The 15,715-nt window shown below is 39.4% G+C and carries 16 protein-coding genes and 1 riboswitch; of the genes, 13 read left to right on the forward strand and 3 right to left on the reverse strand.

The genetic code is table 11. The annotated features are described in order from the left end of the window. Window positions 1-193 precede the first annotated feature (193 nt). A complete protein-coding gene (locus MN086_RS03940) occupies window positions 194-532 on the forward strand; it encodes a MerR family transcriptional regulator (RefSeq protein WP_248576755.1) in 339 nt (112 codons plus the stop codon). A gap of 70 nt (window positions 533-602) precedes the next feature. On the opposite strand, the gene MN086_RS03945 is transcribed toward MN086_RS03940, so the two are convergent. Beyond that, window positions 603-1,232 (reverse strand): NAD(P)H-dependent oxidoreductase, encoded by a 630-nt coding sequence (locus MN086_RS03945; protein ID WP_248576756.1) that lies wholly within the window; start codon window positions 1,230-1,232, stop codon window positions 603-605. Window positions 1,233-1,367: 135 nt separating this feature from the next. Here MN086_RS03945 and MN086_RS03950 point away from each other — a divergent pair, with 135 nt between their 5' ends. Beyond that, window positions 1,368-1,898, forward strand: a complete 531-nt coding sequence (locus MN086_RS03950) for a YbhB/YbcL family Raf kinase inhibitor-like protein (RefSeq protein ID WP_248576757.1) — start codon at window positions 1,368-1,370, stop codon at window positions 1,896-1,898. Here the strand turns inward: MN086_RS03950 and cutA are convergent. Both cutA and MN086_RS03960 read right to left on the reverse strand, forming a co-directional pair. Next, window positions 1,895-2,221, reverse strand: a complete 327-nt coding sequence (gene cutA / locus MN086_RS03955; RefSeq protein WP_248576758.1) for a divalent-cation tolerance protein CutA — start codon at window positions 2,219-2,221, stop codon at window positions 1,895-1,897. The two genes, MN086_RS03950 and cutA, sit on opposite strands and share 4 nt — an antisense overlap. Then, complete coding sequence (locus MN086_RS03960) at window positions 2,208-2,663, reverse strand: low molecular weight protein-tyrosine-phosphatase (RefSeq protein WP_248576759.1); 456 nt, start codon at window positions 2,661-2,663, stop codon at window positions 2,208-2,210. Before MN086_RS03960 ends, cutA begins: the two co-directional genes overlap by 14 nt. Before the next feature lie 76 nt (window positions 2,664-2,739). Between MN086_RS03960 and MN086_RS03965 the strand changes: the two genes are divergently transcribed. From MN086_RS03965 to polA, 11 genes are all read left to right on the forward strand, one after another. Then, window positions 2,740-3,201, forward strand: coding sequence for a 23S rRNA (pseudouridine(1915)-N(3))-methyltransferase RlmH (locus MN086_RS03965; RefSeq protein WP_248576760.1), 462 nt, complete (start codon window positions 2,740-2,742; stop codon window positions 3,199-3,201). A 10-nt stretch (window positions 3,202-3,211) separates the two neighbouring features. Further along, window positions 3,212-3,568, forward strand: a complete 357-nt coding sequence (gene dksA / locus MN086_RS03970; RefSeq protein WP_248576761.1) for an RNA polymerase-binding protein DksA — start codon at window positions 3,212-3,214, stop codon at window positions 3,566-3,568. A 111-nt stretch (window positions 3,569-3,679) separates the two neighbouring features. After that, the gene (locus MN086_RS03975) at window positions 3,680-4,726 is read left to right on the forward strand and encodes a hypothetical protein (protein ID WP_248576762.1); all 1,047 of its coding nucleotides are present in this window, start codon (window positions 3,680-3,682) and stop codon (window positions 4,724-4,726) included. Beyond that, window positions 4,707-5,660, forward strand: coding sequence for a tRNA-dihydrouridine synthase (locus MN086_RS03980; protein ID WP_248576763.1), 954 nt, complete (start codon window positions 4,707-4,709; stop codon window positions 5,658-5,660). Before MN086_RS03975 ends, MN086_RS03980 begins: the two co-directional genes overlap by 20 nt. 110 nt (window positions 5,661-5,770) lie before the next feature. After that, window positions 5,771-6,511 carry a sulfite exporter TauE/SafE family protein gene (locus tag MN086_RS03985; RefSeq protein ID WP_248576764.1) on the forward strand — a complete coding sequence of 247 codons (741 nt, stop codon included), beginning with the start codon at window positions 5,771-5,773 and terminating at the stop codon, window positions 6,509-6,511. Between the two features lie 251 nt (window positions 6,512-6,762). Beyond that, window positions 6,763-6,842: riboswitch (cyclic di-GMP riboswitch) on the forward strand. 97 nt (window positions 6,843-6,939) lie between these two features. Beyond that, window positions 6,940-7,458, forward strand: a complete 519-nt coding sequence (locus MN086_RS03990) for a PAS domain-containing protein (RefSeq protein WP_248576765.1) — start codon at window positions 6,940-6,942, stop codon at window positions 7,456-7,458. 14 nt (window positions 7,459-7,472) lie between these two features. Next, complete coding sequence (locus MN086_RS03995) at window positions 7,473-7,862, forward strand: hypothetical protein (RefSeq protein ID WP_248576766.1); 390 nt, start codon at window positions 7,473-7,475, stop codon at window positions 7,860-7,862. Window positions 7,863-7,970: 108 nt separating this feature from the next. Continuing rightward, window positions 7,971-8,489, forward strand: a complete 519-nt coding sequence (locus MN086_RS04000; protein ID WP_248577082.1) for a histidine phosphatase family protein — start codon at window positions 7,971-7,973, stop codon at window positions 8,487-8,489. A 22-nt stretch (window positions 8,490-8,511) separates the two neighbouring features. After that, a complete protein-coding gene (locus MN086_RS04005; RefSeq protein WP_248576767.1) occupies window positions 8,512-10,104 on the forward strand; it encodes a GAF domain-containing protein in 1,593 nt (530 codons plus the stop codon). 94 nt (window positions 10,105-10,198) lie between these two features. After that, window positions 10,199-13,027, forward strand: coding sequence for an excinuclease ABC subunit UvrA (gene uvrA, locus MN086_RS04010; RefSeq protein WP_248576768.1), 2,829 nt, complete (start codon window positions 10,199-10,201; stop codon window positions 13,025-13,027). After that, on the forward strand, window positions 13,024-15,714 hold the full coding sequence (gene polA, locus MN086_RS04015; protein WP_248576769.1) for a DNA polymerase I: 2,691 nt from the start codon (window positions 13,024-13,026) through the stop codon (window positions 15,712-15,714). Before uvrA ends, polA begins: the two co-directional genes overlap by 4 nt. The last annotated feature ends 1 nt before the right edge of the window (window position 15,715 follow it).

Below are 15,715 nucleotides of genomic sequence, written 5' to 3' on the forward strand. Positions count from 1 at the left end.
TATACTTTTGATTATTCATCATAATATATGTAAATATTTGACAAATAATAGGTTAAATATTTACATAAAATTGGTATCATTTTAACATATTTAAATTACTCATGACTTAAATAATGTGTCATAATATATGATATCAAGCATGCTGTTTAATTCTAAATAGTGTAAAATATTATAAAGAAGAAAAGGGGAAACATTGGCATTAGTAGACAATAAAAAAGATATATTGCCATTGAGCAGTATCGCAGAACTCTTGACCACAAAAATTAGAACACTGAAAATGTACGAAGAGAAAGGTTTGCTTCCTCCTAAAGAGGAGAATAAAAAGCTCTATTCTATTGATGATGTCAAACTGATCGCTTTTACACACTATTTGGCCAGTGTTAAAAAGATCAATGCAAACGGTATTAAATATATATTGGAGATGCTTCATACCAATATGGATGAACAAAACAGAGATACCTTTTTAGACCTGGTGGAAAAAAAGATGGAACAACTGTCGGGTATCGACATCAAAGATGTAGAGACGATGTAGAACTATAGCGAACTGCTTGTATCTTTGATAGGGTACCACTCTGAAGAGAGTGGCAAAGCAGTATGTCTACTTACTTTATAAATTCGACGACTTCATCAAAAGGAAGTCTTAGCTGAGAGGATTGTGCATTGAGCCTGTAGCCAAATGGTACGATAACAGCGACCTGGTACTTACTTGTATCAAGACCTAACACCTCTTCGACATTCTCTTTTTCAAACCCTTCTATAGGACAGGAGTCTATACCTACAAAAGCAGCAGCAGTCATCATATTTCCTAATGCAATGTAGCTTTGTTTGGATGTCCATGCATAGATGTTCTCATCAGTGCTCAGTGTTTTTTCCAAGTGTTTGGCATAGATATCCATATAGAAATCCAACTGTTCCTGAGGCATTTCACGTCTCATAAATCTCTTTTTAGGCATACCGCTCTCAACCTTGGCATTCTCTATGCCCGCAAGTACAATGACCAGGTGTGAACAGGAGGTGATCTGTACCTGGTTCCAGCAGAAAGGTCTCAGTTTAGCTTTCAAGTCTTCATTCGTGATGACAAGAAATTTCCATGCTTCCATACCGAATGAAGAGGGTGATCTTCTTCCTGCTTCTAAAATATAGCGCATCTCTTCATCACTGATCTTTTTCTTTTCGTCAAATACTTTACAGGCGTGCCTGAAATCCATTGCTTTGCTAAAATCATTTTGCATTGTGTATCCTTTTCTATACATATTGTGAGTGATAGATTGTTTTATAGTTCATATGGTAGCAGGATTTCTCTTGAAAGATATAAATACTATTCTAATCTAAATTACCCTATGATATGTAAAAAACAAGGAGAAAAGATGCGATATCTATGGATAGTGATGATAGTAGGCTCATTTTTACAGGCCGAGAGTTTTACATTGGAAAGTGAGACGCTCAAAGGACAGCTGGTGAAAGCCCAGGAGTTTGATGGTTTCGGGTGTAATGGACAAAATATCTCCCCGGAACTGCACTGGAGTCATGCACCAAAAGGTACAAAAAGTTTTGCTGTCACTGTGTATGATCCTGATGCACCTACGGGCAGCGGATGGTGGCACTGGCTGATCGTGAACATTCCAGCAGATACACATAAGATCGTTGCAGATGCTTCAGCGAAAAAAACACTGCCAAAAGGTGCATTGGAAACAACGACAGATTACGGCCATGCAGGGTTTGGCGGTGCCTGTCCTCCACAAGGAGACAAAGCACACCGTTATATCTTTACAGTACATGCACTGGATGTCGAGAGTTTGCCTCTTAATGCAGAGAGTAAAAGTGCAGTGGTAGGCTTTATGATCAACAAACATACGATCCAAAAAGCTTCGATGATCTCTTATTATCAAAGAGATTAAGTGTTGGCGGTTTCCTCTTTGATCCATTGAAGGTAGTCTTGGTTCGCACCGGCCATGGGTACCATGATAATCTCAGGTACATCATAGGTATGCAGCTGCTCGATTTCTCTTTGAACCGTTTCAAAGAGAGACCTTTTGGTCTTCATCTCAAGGCGTATCTCTTCAGAGTGTATAATCTTTTCTTCCCAATGATACGCACTCTGTATGGTTGTGGATTGGATACAGGCAGCCAGTTTCTTTGCCAAGAGTATTTGAGTGATGAGATCGGCATTCTCTTTTGAATCGGTAGTAGTCGTAATGATGCAGTAATCAGAGGCTTCCATTCTTTACCCTTTGCATAAAATCTTCTACACAGAGTGAGATCATCGTATAGACTTTGTCAAATCCTTCAAAGCCATCAAAAAAGTAAGGGTCAGGAACATCTTCCCCCTGATAGTTTCCAAAATCACCTATAAGATAGACCTGTTCAAATCCAAAGGCTTCCAGGTCGGCTTTATTTTGCCGGTCCATGGCAACAACATATTTAAACAGTGAGATATCCTCTTTTGAAACAGGACGAGAGCGTTGTTGGGAGATGTCTACATGGTACTGGTCTGCGATCTCGATAGAGTGTTGACAGGGTGATTCCCCCTTATGCCAGTCGCTTGTCCCGGCTGAATCGATGAAAAGTCCAAGTTTTTCAGTGTTGACGATATGCTCTGCCACACCATGAGCCAGAGGGCTACGGCAGATGTTCCCCAAGCATACAAATAATATACTGTCCATTATTTTCCTTTTATATCTATAGTGTACAATACCAAAATTATTATGAAAAACATATCTAGAATGAAAGAGTATTCGTATGAAGATCAATGTAATCATTATCGATAAAAAAGGGAAAGACAATTTATATGCCGGCTTGATAGATCATTATAAAAAGATAGCAAAACCTTTTGCAAAAGTAGAGATCATCGAAGTTTTTGACAAAGAAATTGCCAAAGCACAGGACATTTCACCTGAAGCTGCTCAAAAATCATACACCAAAGCATTAGAAAAGTATTTGGATTCTGGTATAAATATAGCGTTAGATCCTTCTTCTAAAGAAGTAGACAGCCATGAATTCGCAAATTTGCTTAAGGATAGCGTTCAGGTAAATCTCTTTATTGGCGGTGCATACGGCTTTGAGAGGAGTTTTTTAACTAAATGTAATAATGCTATATCATTTGGTAAAATTACGCTTTCACATAAACTTGTGAAAGTTGTGTTGATGGAACAGATCTTTAGAGGTTTGACCATTAATCATAATCACCCATATCATAAATAGGAAAACATTGATGTTAACGGAAACAGAGTTAAATGAATTTCAAAACAAATTACTCGACAGAAGAGTACAGATAGAAAAAAATCTTAGAGGTACCAGCCTTGAGTTAGAGGGAATGAGAGAACTTGAGTTGAATGATGAAGGTGATTTTGCAGCAGCTTCTGCAGAAGCGGTGATAGATAGTGCAATTTTAGTGCAACAGCGTAAAGAATTAAACGAAATTGAACTTGCTTTAGATAAAATAAAAGGAGGAGTTTTCGGTATATGTGAAATGTGTGAAGAGCCTATAGGCAGAAAACGTCTAGAAGTAAAGAACTTTGCACGTTTTTGTATCACATGTCGTGAGATCACTGAAAAAGAGACCAAATAGATTTTCTATTTTAAAGCAACAGCTTAGGTGAACGCTCTAATAAAGGGAATAGAGCCTTTACGTGGATATATAGTCACTCTATTTGCGTCGCTTATACAATAAGGGGATAAAATGAGACTTGCTCTGTATATTTTTGTTACTTTTGCGCTTATGGCACTGGTTGCTGCGTTTACCTATACGATAAACCCGGACCATTACGTGATAGAGTTGATGGGAATTAATTTTAATTTCCCTGTATCAGTATGGATAGTGCTGCCTATGCTGCTTTTATTTATCTTTACCCTGCTGCATATGTTTATTTATGGTTTAAAAAATTATTTTATACTTAAAAAATGGCAAAAAGATGCCAGTACTTTAGAAGACGCACTGTACTGGTCACTGATCAATGAGCCAAAAGAACAAAAGTACGGGTTGGATGTCGTGAGAAGCTCTGCATCACTTTTAGGGAAAGCATCTTTCGATATTACTGACAATATAGAGGGGTTGACACCAAGACTTACACGTGTTGTCAATATCATACAGAAAATAAAAAATGGTGAGTATGTTGACTTTAAAGAAGAAAAGATGAGTAAAGTCTTTCATGCGAATAACCCGATTTTGACACAGAACTATCTGAACCGTCTGCAATCCGATGATAAATTCATTGAAGATGTACTCAAGGCTGCATCCCAATACCCTGAGGTCGTAAAGTCTGAAGCACTTGATCTTTTTGCCCGTAAAGAGAACTTTGCAAAAGCCCGAAAATATGTAAAGGTTTTTGATACAAAAAGCTTTTTTACCATGCTTGAGAGAGTGACTGAAGAGAACAAACTTGAACTTACACCTGAAATACTTTCAGAGTTTGTAGAGGTACTTGATATGGGGTGCCAAGACTTTATTCAAATCGCTGCAGTGACGAAGAAATATTTCAATCCGGATGAGAACCTGGCACTTTTCAGAAGTTACCAGCTTGAAAACCCTAAGGCACAAAATGCCTATCTTTATCTTCTGTTCGAATATGAACTATTGGATCAGGTTGCAAACTATTTGAGTGAACAAGAAGACCATGAATTTATAAAGTTCAGAGCACTTTGGGAATTGAAACAAGAGCATACGAAATATACTTTAGAAGATATTATCGATATACAAACCATTTGTAATGAAACTAGACTTTACTAAACCCCTTTACGTCTTAGCCCCTCTTGCGGGCTTTACCGATCTTCCTTTTCGTTCTGTAGTGAAGAAATTTGGTGTCGACTTGACCGTTTCAGAGATGATAAGTTCCAATGCACTGGTCCACAACTCCAAGAAAACCCATCGTATGCTGGAGAAAAGTCCTATAGAAGACCCCTATGCTATCCAGATAGCGGGTTCTGATCTGGATGTCATTAAGCGTGCAGTGGAGATCATCAATGAAATAGATGGTATTACGGCGATAGATCTCAATTGCGGCTGTCCCGCACCAAAAGTAGTGAATAATCTTCAGGGGTCATCACTACTTACAGATCTGCCTCAAATGGGTAGGGTGATAGAGACGATTAAAAAATACTCCAACAAAGAATACACTTCAGTAAAATTCCGTTTGGGCTTTAACGAAAAAAACCATGAAGAGATAGCTCGCATATGCGAAGGGTCCGGAGCAGATTACATCGCTGTACACGGAAGAACAAGAGCAGGGAGATATAAAGCTGCTGTAGATTATGATGCGATCGCAGAGGTAAAACAGACCGTATCCATACCGGTCATTGCCAACGGCGATATAGACTCTCCTGCCAAAGCGAAATGGGTACTGGAACATACAGGTGCAGACGGTATCATGATAGGGCGTGCAGCAGTAGGCAAACCATGGATATTCAAACAGATCAAAGAGGGCATGGAAGCACCCACTTCCGAACTCATCAAAGAAGTTGTTTTAGAACATTTTGACCAGATGCTAAAACATTATGACAAGTATGGAGCGATCATTTTCAGAAAAAATCTTCACTCCTACTCTAAAGCAGGGTATCAAGGTGCTTCTGCATTTAGAAATGATGTGAATCGCATAGAAGACCCAGATGAGATGAGAGCAGTGATAGAGGCATTTTTTTCTCAGCCTCTTTTAGATGAAGTTTGATAAAACATCAAGCATCTGTGGTGATCGTTACTGTACTCTGAGTATAGCCAGTTTAGTGTAAACATGAAGAAAGATGTTATACTTCCAACTTAATTTTTGGAGCGGTGGAAATGATAACAGAACTTATACTTGTTGGTATCTTTATCGGTACGATGTCAGGCTTTTTTGGTATCGGTGGCGGTATGATCCTTGTACCTATACTTTTGGTACTTGGTTTTGATACGAAAGATGCCATCGGTATTTCCATCATTCAAATGGTCTTTAGCTCTATTTACGGTTCATTTCTTAATTTTAAAAAAGGGTCTCTTGTTATCGGCGAAGGGATCTTTGTCGGTTTCGGAGGCTTTATCGGTGGATATATCGGTGGATATGTCACGCACTATATCTCAGATATCATCCTACAGTTTCTCTTTCTTGGGCTATTGATATTTGCTCTGTTTCGACTTTTTTTCTCTCAACATCATGAGGATAATGAAAAGACCAAAACCTTAAATAAAGCCTTGCTTTTTAGTATCGGTCTTGGGATCGGAATATTCTCTATTACACTTGGTATCGGCGGTTCTATTATACTCACTCCTCTTTTGGTGGGAGTATTGCATTACCCTATAAAAAAAGCGGTGAGTGCAGGGTTGTTCTTTGTAGTCTTCTCTTCAGTAGCTGGAATGATAAGCCGACTGAGTACCGGGACGATAGATTTTAACAATGGTTTGATAGTTGCTGTAGCTTCACTGGTAGGTGTGGCACTGGGTATCTGGCTCAAAGACCATGTCACTTCCAAACATCATAAGATGGCACTTTTAGCACTTTATATGTTCGCTTTGATCATTTTGATCAAAAAAATGTGGTTCTGAGTCAAGTCAGTTACACCAACAGACGACTTAAAGAGTCCATTTTATCGTTATTTTTCATATAATTTCTTCTCAAGATTGATACTTTAAAGACGCTTTAAATCATATGTTATATCATCATTATAATTTATGTTTATGATCACTTATTCTAAATATCATGACTTACATTAAATTCACTCAATTTTTCCAAAATGTCGTCATTTTTAAGTGTTTGAAAAGATTGCTGGATATATACTTCGCGCCCTATATACCTTCATTGAAAAAGCTAAACCTATCGTGAGGCAGGGGCAGAAAGCCATGGGTCTTTATTTCTTGAGATCGCCAGGTTACCATAGAGATTCTTACTATTCTTTTTCATTCTGATATATATTGTTTTCAAACCAAAGGTGCCATTATGGTCAAAATTATGTTTTTACAGGGAGTTATCTTATATGGGAATTACACCAATAGATCTAGAACACGAAGTGAAAAGTGTTGATATCGTTGTTTCAAAAGGAGATGCAGAAGGTAATATCACCTATGCAAACCCGATCTTTTTTAAATTAGCCGGCTATACACAAGCAGAACTTTTAGACCAACCGCATTCAATTGTGCGTCATCCAGAAATGCCAAAGATCATTTTCAAATATTTATGGGATAGTCTCAAAGCCGGGAATGATGTCAAAGCTTTTGTGAAAAACCTCTCTAAAGATGGTGGTTTTTATTGGGTATTTGCACATGTAAAAGTCGCTACAAACCCAGATAAGTCATTTAGAAATTATGTTTCAACCAGAAGAGGAATGTCTGCATCTGCAAGATCGCTGATAGAACCTTTATATAAAGAGTTACTTGCTGCAGAAAAAGACGGTGGTACTGATGCATCTTTGGCACTCTTGGAATCTTTTTTAAAAGAGCAGGGTGGAAGCTTGGATACATTTAATGAAACAATGCAAAAAATTCAAAACAGTTAATAGAAGGATAGAAAATGATCGAATTTGACCAATCAATGAAAAAGCTACGCTCTGTAAACGGATATTTAGGATCTGCAGTATTGAACTTTTCTGGTGAAACACTTTATATGGATGAAGAAAATACAAGTGTGGATATCGCCTATTCGGCAAGTATCTTTAACGATGCATTCAGAATGATTTCTGAATCTTCTTTGGACGTAGGTTTTGCTGATGCTTCTTTGGTAGAGTCTAGAACAGAGGACGGGCATGTATTCCTTATCAATAGTTCCGGTGATGCAGGCGGAGACAATTTTTCAAAGCTTACAACATTTGCTATTTTCAGAGATGACGGGAATGTTGCCCTAGGAAAGATGATTATGGAGAAGACTGTACAAAATATGTCTAAAGCTATGAATGAGCTGTAAGCTCATTCGTGGTCTATAGCTTCCTAATACTAAATCAAGTCTAAACAGGTTTAGGTTTGGTTTACTATTAAAATAGCAGAGGAGTGGAGTATCAAAACATTATATCTTATACGGCATGCAAAATCAGACTGGAGTGATGGATCGCTTAGTGACTTTGAGAGAGGCTTGAAAAAAAGAGGTCATAAAGATCTTAATACGATCAGTTCATATATGTCTCTTCAGAAGTTAAAGCCGGATCTTATTTTGTCAAGTTTGGCACTGAGAGCACAGACTACGGCTGATCAGTTAGGCAAAAAGATTGGTTATGAAGGCAGGATCCATTATATGGAGGAGCTTTACAGTGCTCGTCCTGAAACACTTATGAATATATTGACACTTCAAGATGACAGTTATGAGACTATATTTTTAGTGGGTCATAACCCGGAGTTGACTGAATTCGCAAATTTTTTGATCGAGACAAACTTCTCTAAACTTCCTACCTTAGGAGTGTTAGCAATTAACCTAAACATAGACTCTTGGAATGATATTACTGAAAAGTGCGGTGAAATAGATTTTTTCATACAACCTAAACAGTTTAAATACTATATGCCAAAACAGATAAGAACAACACTGCCTCAAGAGAACTAGAATAAAGCGTATAAGGAATAGAATGCAAGGTGATGTAAAATCGAACTTGAAAACGATGGCTAATACTTTAAATAAATATGTTGAGTCAAAAGATCTAAATGAGATAGAAAAGATAGAAAACCAATTTGAAGCACTTTTCAATGCCGAGGTTGTCAAACTTTGGGCATATGATGATAAGAATGAAACGTTGCAGTTAATTGAAAATGGCAATCAAGAAGCTGTTTCTTTACTTCCAAGTTTAACAAAACAAGCTATCACTGATAAGTCTTCTGTTATTTCAAATCATAGTACCAGTGATAAATACTATACCCCTGAAATAGATAATCCCCTCGAGTTAAAAGTGAAAGCTTTAATGATCTTCCCAATTATAAAGGGTCAGCAGGTCATAGGGGTATTACGTATATGGAGAGGCTTAAAGCAAAAAAAGATTTTTACCAGAAAAGATGAATCTATACTGAAATCATTTATGCCGATATTGATTAAATTGATAGTGTGTGAAAAGATGGAAAAAGAAGAGATCATAGTACTTACAGATGATACTACAGAGAATAAAGTTGTCACTGATACCAAGCCTGCTGCAACTCCAAAGGCGAAAGATCTACCAAGTAAAGTGAGCGATGAATTTACAGCACTGCAAAAGAAACTTGATGAGACTTTGGAAGAACTGGAGTCCTATAGAAAAAATGAAGCTGTATACAAAATCCAAATAGACAAATCTCAAAGTGAGCTAAAGAAATCAAAAGAAAACTGTAAGCAAATAGAAACATCTGCATTAGAACTTTCTTCTGAAATAGAAGCCTATCAGTCACAGATAAACGAGTTAACCACACAACTCGAGATACTTAAAGAAGATCATGAACATGTTAAGCATGCTCTTAAGGAAGCAAATAAGAATAATAATGTTCAAAACATCAAAGAGGAAAAATTAAAGAGATCTTTGATAGAGAATAAGAGATTAGGAAAACTTGATCAAAATATCGAATTGATACTTGACGAAGTGTATCACCTTTTTGAAAAAAATGAATATTCATATATGTTGTTTGAGCTATTGGTTTTTTCAATTTCATCCAAAAAGGGAATGGACTATTTGGAAGAAACATTAAGAAAAACCAAATTGGTACCCGACATGATAGAGGGGTATTATTTTAATGGAAATCTTAAGGTCCATAATGAAAAATGTCTTATTCAAGATTTTATAAAGCGTATCGAAAAGTATAAAAATAACATTTTCCCTGAGATGATGGATTTTAATGTTGTAGTAGAGAATGAAGTTCCTGCATCTTTAGTATTTGATGCACCTAAAATACAGACTATACTTCTACATCTTCTAATGGACCTCAATCAGTTTGCTGAACATAGCAAACCCGTCAATATACATTTTGCCTATAAGAATAAATTTCTGACCATTGAGATTGGCACTTCTGTGTACCAAAAAAACAGTTTGCTCAAGTCTGTGTTAAAGCAAATAAAGTTAACAGGAAATGAAAAAGAGAGACATGGATTGCAATTAAGTATAAAGTTAATAAAACGATTGAAAGGTGAAATAGAATCTGTTTATGAAGATGAATATTACAAATTTGTCTTTTCTGTTCCTGCTCAAGTAATAAAGATATGATATTCTCTATTGACTTTATGGGTATCAATGATACTTTGTTGTAAAATAACTTTTTTAATAGCCATCTATTAGGTGAAGTCAAACAGGGATAATTATGAAGAAAGATATGATACACGTTTACGGTGCAAAAGAGAATAATTTAAAAAATATAAATCTGAGCATCCCTAAAAACCAACTGGTAGTAGTTACCGGGATTTCAGGAAGTGGTAAGTCTACCTTGGCCTTTTCCACCTTGTATGCGGAAGGTCAAAGACGTTATATCGAGTCACTCTCTTCGTATGCACGACAGTTTTTGGGACGTGTAGGGAAACCTGATGTCGATAAGATAGAGGGGTTGACACCTGCGATCGCTATAGACCAGAAGACCACATCTAAAAACCCTCGTTCTACGGTCGGAACGATCACGGAGATCTATGATTACCTTAGATTGCTTTTTTCCCGTGTGGGAGAGCAGCATTGTCATGAATGTGGGAAGCCTATCTCTTCGATGTCCGCTTCAGACATCATTGAAGAGGTTTTGAAACTGCCTGACGGGGCGAAACTTGTGATCATGGCTCCACTGGTCAAAGAGAAAAAAGGTACCTTTGCAGACATGCTGGAGTCACTGCGCCACAAAGGATACGTACGTGCGATGATCGATGGTGTCATGGTACGTTTGGATGATGAGATTGAACTTTCCAAAACCAAAAAACACACTATTAAAGTGGTGATTGACAGGGTGGTTGTCAAAGAAGAGAGTCGTGACCGTATAGGGCAGGATGTGGAAAAAGCACTCAAAGAGAGTTACGGAGAGATGGAGATCGAAGTACTCAACTATGAAGAGTTAGAACTAGATAGACAGCATATCCACTACTCTGAACACTTGGCCTGCTTTGACTGTAAACTGAGTTTCGAACCTTTGGAACCGGTGAGTTTCTCTTTTAACTCGCCCAAGGGTGCCTGTCCGGCCTGTGATGGTCTCGGGATCCGTTATGCGATCGATCTCAAGAAGGTGATAGACCCTGAGCTTGGCATTGACAAAGGTGCAGTAAAGATCATGTATGGTTTTAACAAGAGCTATTACACCAAATTCCTCAATGCCTTCTGTGAACAAAATGAGATAGACATACAAATCCCTTATGGTGAACTGGAACCACACCAGCAAAAAGCCATACTTTACGGAAATGGGAGTACGATAGATTTCGTATGGAAGCGCCATAAGCTCAAACGTGAGTGGCCTGGAGTGGTGAAGTTCGCACATGACATGTTCAAAGAAGAAAAAGACCTCTCTGAATATATGACTGAAAAGGTGTGTGACAAGTGTAACGGGCATAGACTGAGACCACGCTCTTTAGCAGTGAAGATAGAAGGGAAAAATATCGCAGATGTCATCGATATGCCTATTGAGAAATCCTATGCCTATTTCGCAGATGAAAAGAGTTTTTCTCATCTGAATGAGCAGCAGAAGATGATAGCAGAGTCCATACTCAAAGAGTTGTATGAAAGACTCTATTTCTTGCATGATGTGGGGTTAGGCTACATTACTCTGAGCCGTGATGCAAGAAGTATCTCAGGTGGAGAAGCACAACGTATACGTATCGCTTCCCAGATAGGTTCTGGACTTACGGGAGTCATGTATGTACTGGATGAACCGAGTATAGGACTGCATGAGCGTGATACGATGAAGCTCATACGTACACTGAACTCTTTGCGAGACAAAGGGAATTCCGTGATCGTAGTGGAACATGATAAAGAGACCATTCATGCGGCAGATTATATTATAGATATCGGACCTGGAGCAGGTGCATATGGGGGTGAAGTGGTATTTGCCGGCGATGCAAAGAAATTGGCCAAAGCCAAGACCCTGACAGCAGACTATATGTATGGGAAGAAAGATATCTCTTATTCGCACGATAAACCTCAAAATGAGTGGATAGAGATCAAAAATGTTACCATTAACAATATCGAAAAACTTGATGCGAAGATCCCTTTGGAGAATTTCGTATGTATCACGGGTGTCAGTGGTAGCGGTAAGAGTTCCTTGATCCTTCAGACGTTGCTGCCTGTGGCAAGAGAGATACTCAACCATGCCAAAAAGGTCAATAAGGTAGACGGCGTAGAGATCACAGGACTGGAAAAACTGGATAAAGTGATCTATCTAGATCAAAGCCCGATAGGAAGAACACCGCGTTCCAACCCCGCAACCTATACAGGTATCATGGATGAGATACGTAAACTTTTTGCACAGACCAAAGAGGCAGAACTTAGAGGGTACAAGATAGGACGTTTTTCGTTCAATGTCAAAGGCGGGCGTTGTGAGAAGTGCCAGGGAGACGGTCAGATCAAGATAGAGATGCACTTTTTACCGGATGTTCTGGTCTCTTGTGACGCCTGTGACGGGACACGCTACAATGCACAGACACGTGAAGTACTCTATAAAGGGAAGTCCATCTCGGATGTCCTCGGTATGAGTGTGGGTGAGGCACTGGAGTTCTTCAAGGCGATCCCGGCTATTGCGGTCAAGCTGAAGACATTGACAGATGTAGGACTTGATTACATTACCCTGGGACAAAATGCTACCACACTGTCAGGAGGAGAGGCACAGCGTATCAAGCTGAGTAAAGAGTTGAGCCGTAAAGATACGGGGCAAACCCTCTATGTGTTGGATGAACCTACAACAGGGCTTCATTTTGCCGATGTGGACAGACTGACAGGTGTACTGCACCATCTCGTTGAACTGGGTAATTCGGTCGTTGTCATCGAACACAACCTGGATATGATCAAAAATGCAGATTATATCGTAGACATGGGACCTGAAGGTGGAAATAAAGGCGGACTGGTCATCGCAACAGGCTCACCTGAGAAGCTGGCAAAAGAGTATAAAGAATCAGGGTCATATACTGGTGAGTATTTGGCTAAAGAATTAGAAGGAAAAACAGTATGAAAACGATCACAATTATAGACACATTCGGATTTTTCTTTCGTTCCTATTTCGCGCTCCCTCCTTTGCGTAACTCGGAAGGTTTTCCCACAGGACTCTTGACCGGTTTTGCTAACCTAGTGGATACTTTGCACCGTGATCACAGTACGGATTACCTGGTGTTTGCACTGGATGCAAAAGGGAGAACATTCCGTAATGACCTCTATCCGGAGTACAAAGCCCACCGTGAAGCACCTCCTGAAGATTTGATTAAACAGCTTCCTGTTGCCATAGAGTGGATAGAACAAATGGGCTTTGCCAACCTCTCTTGTGAAGGGTTTGAAGCGGATGATGTGATCACGACAGTTACAAAATTTGCCCGAGAACAGGGGCTGAAAGTACGTATCGTGTCTCACGATAAAGATCTCTACCAAATGATCGATGACGGCGTAGTGGTCATGTATGACTCTGTAAAGAAACAGGAAGTGGATGAACAGGCATGTGTGGATAAGTTTGGGGTACGTCCTAAAGACTTCATCAACTTCCAAGCCATACTGGGAGACAGTTCGGACAACATTCCCGGTGTAAAAGGTATAGGAAAAGTAGGTGCAGCAAAATTGATCAATGAGTATCATACACTTGAGGCGATCTATGATGACATAGAGAACTGCGGAACACCGCGTATACAGAAACTTCTTTTGGAAAGTAAAGAGAATGCTTTCTTGTCCCGTGAACTGGTGACAATGCGATCAGATGTCTTTAAAGATCTGGATGTGGAAAGTTTTGTCTTTGAAGACAAGAACTATCTCTCCTGTCTGCTTGAAGAGTTTGAGAAATATGAGATGAAACAAGCCATCAAAAAAGCAAAAGTAGGCTTGGAAGAGGCTGACTGCCCTGCAGTGGAAAAACCGCAAACCCAAGGACTCAGTTTTGAAGCCATTACACTGGACAGTAAAGAGAAGTTAAACAGTGTGATCGAGAGTATCGAAAAAGATGCTATCGTTGCTTTTGATACAGAGACAACAGGTTTGGACACAAAAGTAGCCAAAATGGTAGGGTTCAGTTTCTGTTTGGAGTCAGGTAAAGCCTACTATGTGCCCGTAGGCCATAACTATCTCGGTGTCGAAGAGCAGGTAAGTCTGGATGATGCTGTTGCCGCACTCAAAAAACTTTTCACCTATAATATTGTGGGGCAAAATCTAAAGTTTGATCTTTCATTGCTTTATAACCAGTTTAATATGGAACCGATCATTCCCTATGCAGATACGATGATCATGGCATGGCTTTCAAACCCCGGAACCAAAGTAGGGCTTGATACACTGGCCAAGACCTTTTTCAAGTATGAAATGAAGCCTTTTAAAGAGATGGTGAAGAAGGGAGAGGATTTCTCAGCTGTAAATATCGGCGATGCTACGTTTTACGCGGCAGAAGATGCATGGATGACCTATCTGCTCTATGGGGCTATCAAAAAGAAAATGGAACTCTCTTCACTGACGCATCTTCTCAAAGAGGCGAAAAATGTCGAGTATCCGTTTATCAACGTACTGATAGGTATGGAAAACCTGGGGATTAAAATCGATCCTGGCAAACTCGAAGCACTACAGAAAAACCTGAGTGAAACGTTGTCGACCCTCACTGCTGAGATCTATGAACTCAGCGGTTCTGAGTTTAATATCAAATCTACGCAACAGTTGGGAAATGTACTCTTTCAACAATTGGGACTCAAAGGCGGCAAGAAAACCAAAACAGGTTACAGTACCAATGAAGCAGTATTAAGTGCATTGGTAGGCGAACATCCGATCATAGAGAAAATTCTTGCATACCGTGAACATCAGAAGATACTCTCTACCTATGTGGACCCTTTATTGAAACTTGCAAACGCAGATGAGAACAGCCGCATCTATACCTCTTTTGGTCAAACGGGTACAGCGACAGGACGTTTAAGTTCACGTGATCCCAACTTGCAGAACATCCCGGTACGTTCAGCACTCGGACGCTCGGTAAGGGAAGCTTTTGTGGCCAAAGAGGGGTATAAACTGGTCAGTATAGACTACTCCCAGATAGAACTTCGGCTACTTGCACACTTTTCACAAGATGCCGCTTTGATGGATGCCTTCAACCAGGGAGCAGATATTCACCTTGCAACTGCCATTAAACTCTTTGGAGAAGAGGAAGCGAAAGAGAAACGTAACCTGGCAAAATCGGTGAACTTCGGGCTTCTTTATGGTATGGGACCCAAAAAACTCTCTGAGGATGTGGGCATAGCGCAAGCAGAAGCCAAAGAGATCATTAAGAACTATTTTGCATCTTTCCCTACAGTGAAAAGTTTTCTTGAAGGGATACAGGAACGGGTCAAGATAGACGGTTATGTGGAAACCATACTGAAAAGAAGACGTATCTTTGACTATGAAAATGCCAACGGTATGCAAAAAGCAGCCTACATGCGTGAGTCGGTGAACACTGTTTTCCAGGGAAGTGCCGCTGACCTTATCAAACTCTCTATGAACCAGATAGACACAATGATACGAGAAGAGAACCTGGATGCCTTTATGCTTCTGCAGATACATGATGAACTTATCTTTGAGGTGAAAGAAGAGGAGGTTGAAGAGATCTCCAAACGTTTTGTGCATACGATGGAGAATGTACTGGAGCTGAATGTGCCACTGGAGTGTTCGGTCAGTGTAGGCGACAGCTGGGGAGAGTTAAAGTAAC

The sequence above is a fragment of the Sulfurovum sp. XGS-02 genome (genome assembly GCF_023213175.1).
Classification (GTDB): Bacteria; Campylobacterota; Campylobacteria; order Campylobacterales; family Sulfurovaceae; genus Sulfurovum.

Bases quoted from the DNA above. Each gene is read 5' to 3' on its own strand.
- MN086_RS03995 (WP_248576766.1), top strand. From the start codon at position 7,473: ATGATCGAATTTGACCAATCAATGAAAAAGCTACGCTCTGTAAACGGA.
- MN086_RS03985 (WP_248576764.1), top strand. From the start codon at position 5,771: ATGATAACAGAACTTATACTTGTTGGTATCTTTATCGGTACGATGTCA.
- MN086_RS03980 (WP_248576763.1), top strand. From the start codon at position 4,707: ATGAAACTAGACTTTACTAAACCCCTTTACGTCTTAGCCCCTCTTGCG.
- MN086_RS03960 (WP_248576759.1), bottom strand. From the start codon at position 2,663: ATGGACAGTATATTATTTGTATGCTTGGGGAACATCTGCCGTAGCCCT.
- cutA (WP_248576758.1), bottom strand. From the start codon at position 2,221: ATGGAAGCCTCTGATTACTGCATCATTACGACTACTACCGATTCAAAA.
- MN086_RS03945 (WP_248576756.1), bottom strand. From the start codon at position 1,232: ATGCAAAATGATTTTAGCAAAGCAATGGATTTCAGGCACGCCTGTAAA.
- MN086_RS03990 (WP_248576765.1), top strand. From the start codon at position 6,940: ATGGGAATTACACCAATAGATCTAGAACACGAAGTGAAAAGTGTTGAT.
- uvrA (WP_248576768.1), top strand. From the start codon at position 10,199: ATGAAGAAAGATATGATACACGTTTACGGTGCAAAAGAGAATAATTTA.
- MN086_RS04005 (WP_248576767.1), top strand. From the start codon at position 8,512: ATGCAAGGTGATGTAAAATCGAACTTGAAAACGATGGCTAATACTTTA.
- polA (WP_248576769.1), top strand. From the start codon at position 13,024: ATGAAAACGATCACAATTATAGACACATTCGGATTTTTCTTTCGTTCC.
- MN086_RS03975 (WP_248576762.1), top strand. From the start codon at position 3,680: ATGAGACTTGCTCTGTATATTTTTGTTACTTTTGCGCTTATGGCACTG.
- MN086_RS03950 (WP_248576757.1), top strand. From the start codon at position 1,368: ATGCGATATCTATGGATAGTGATGATAGTAGGCTCATTTTTACAGGCC.
- MN086_RS03965 (WP_248576760.1), top strand. From the start codon at position 2,740: ATGAAGATCAATGTAATCATTATCGATAAAAAAGGGAAAGACAATTTA.
- dksA (WP_248576761.1), top strand. From the start codon at position 3,212: ATGTTAACGGAAACAGAGTTAAATGAATTTCAAAACAAATTACTCGAC.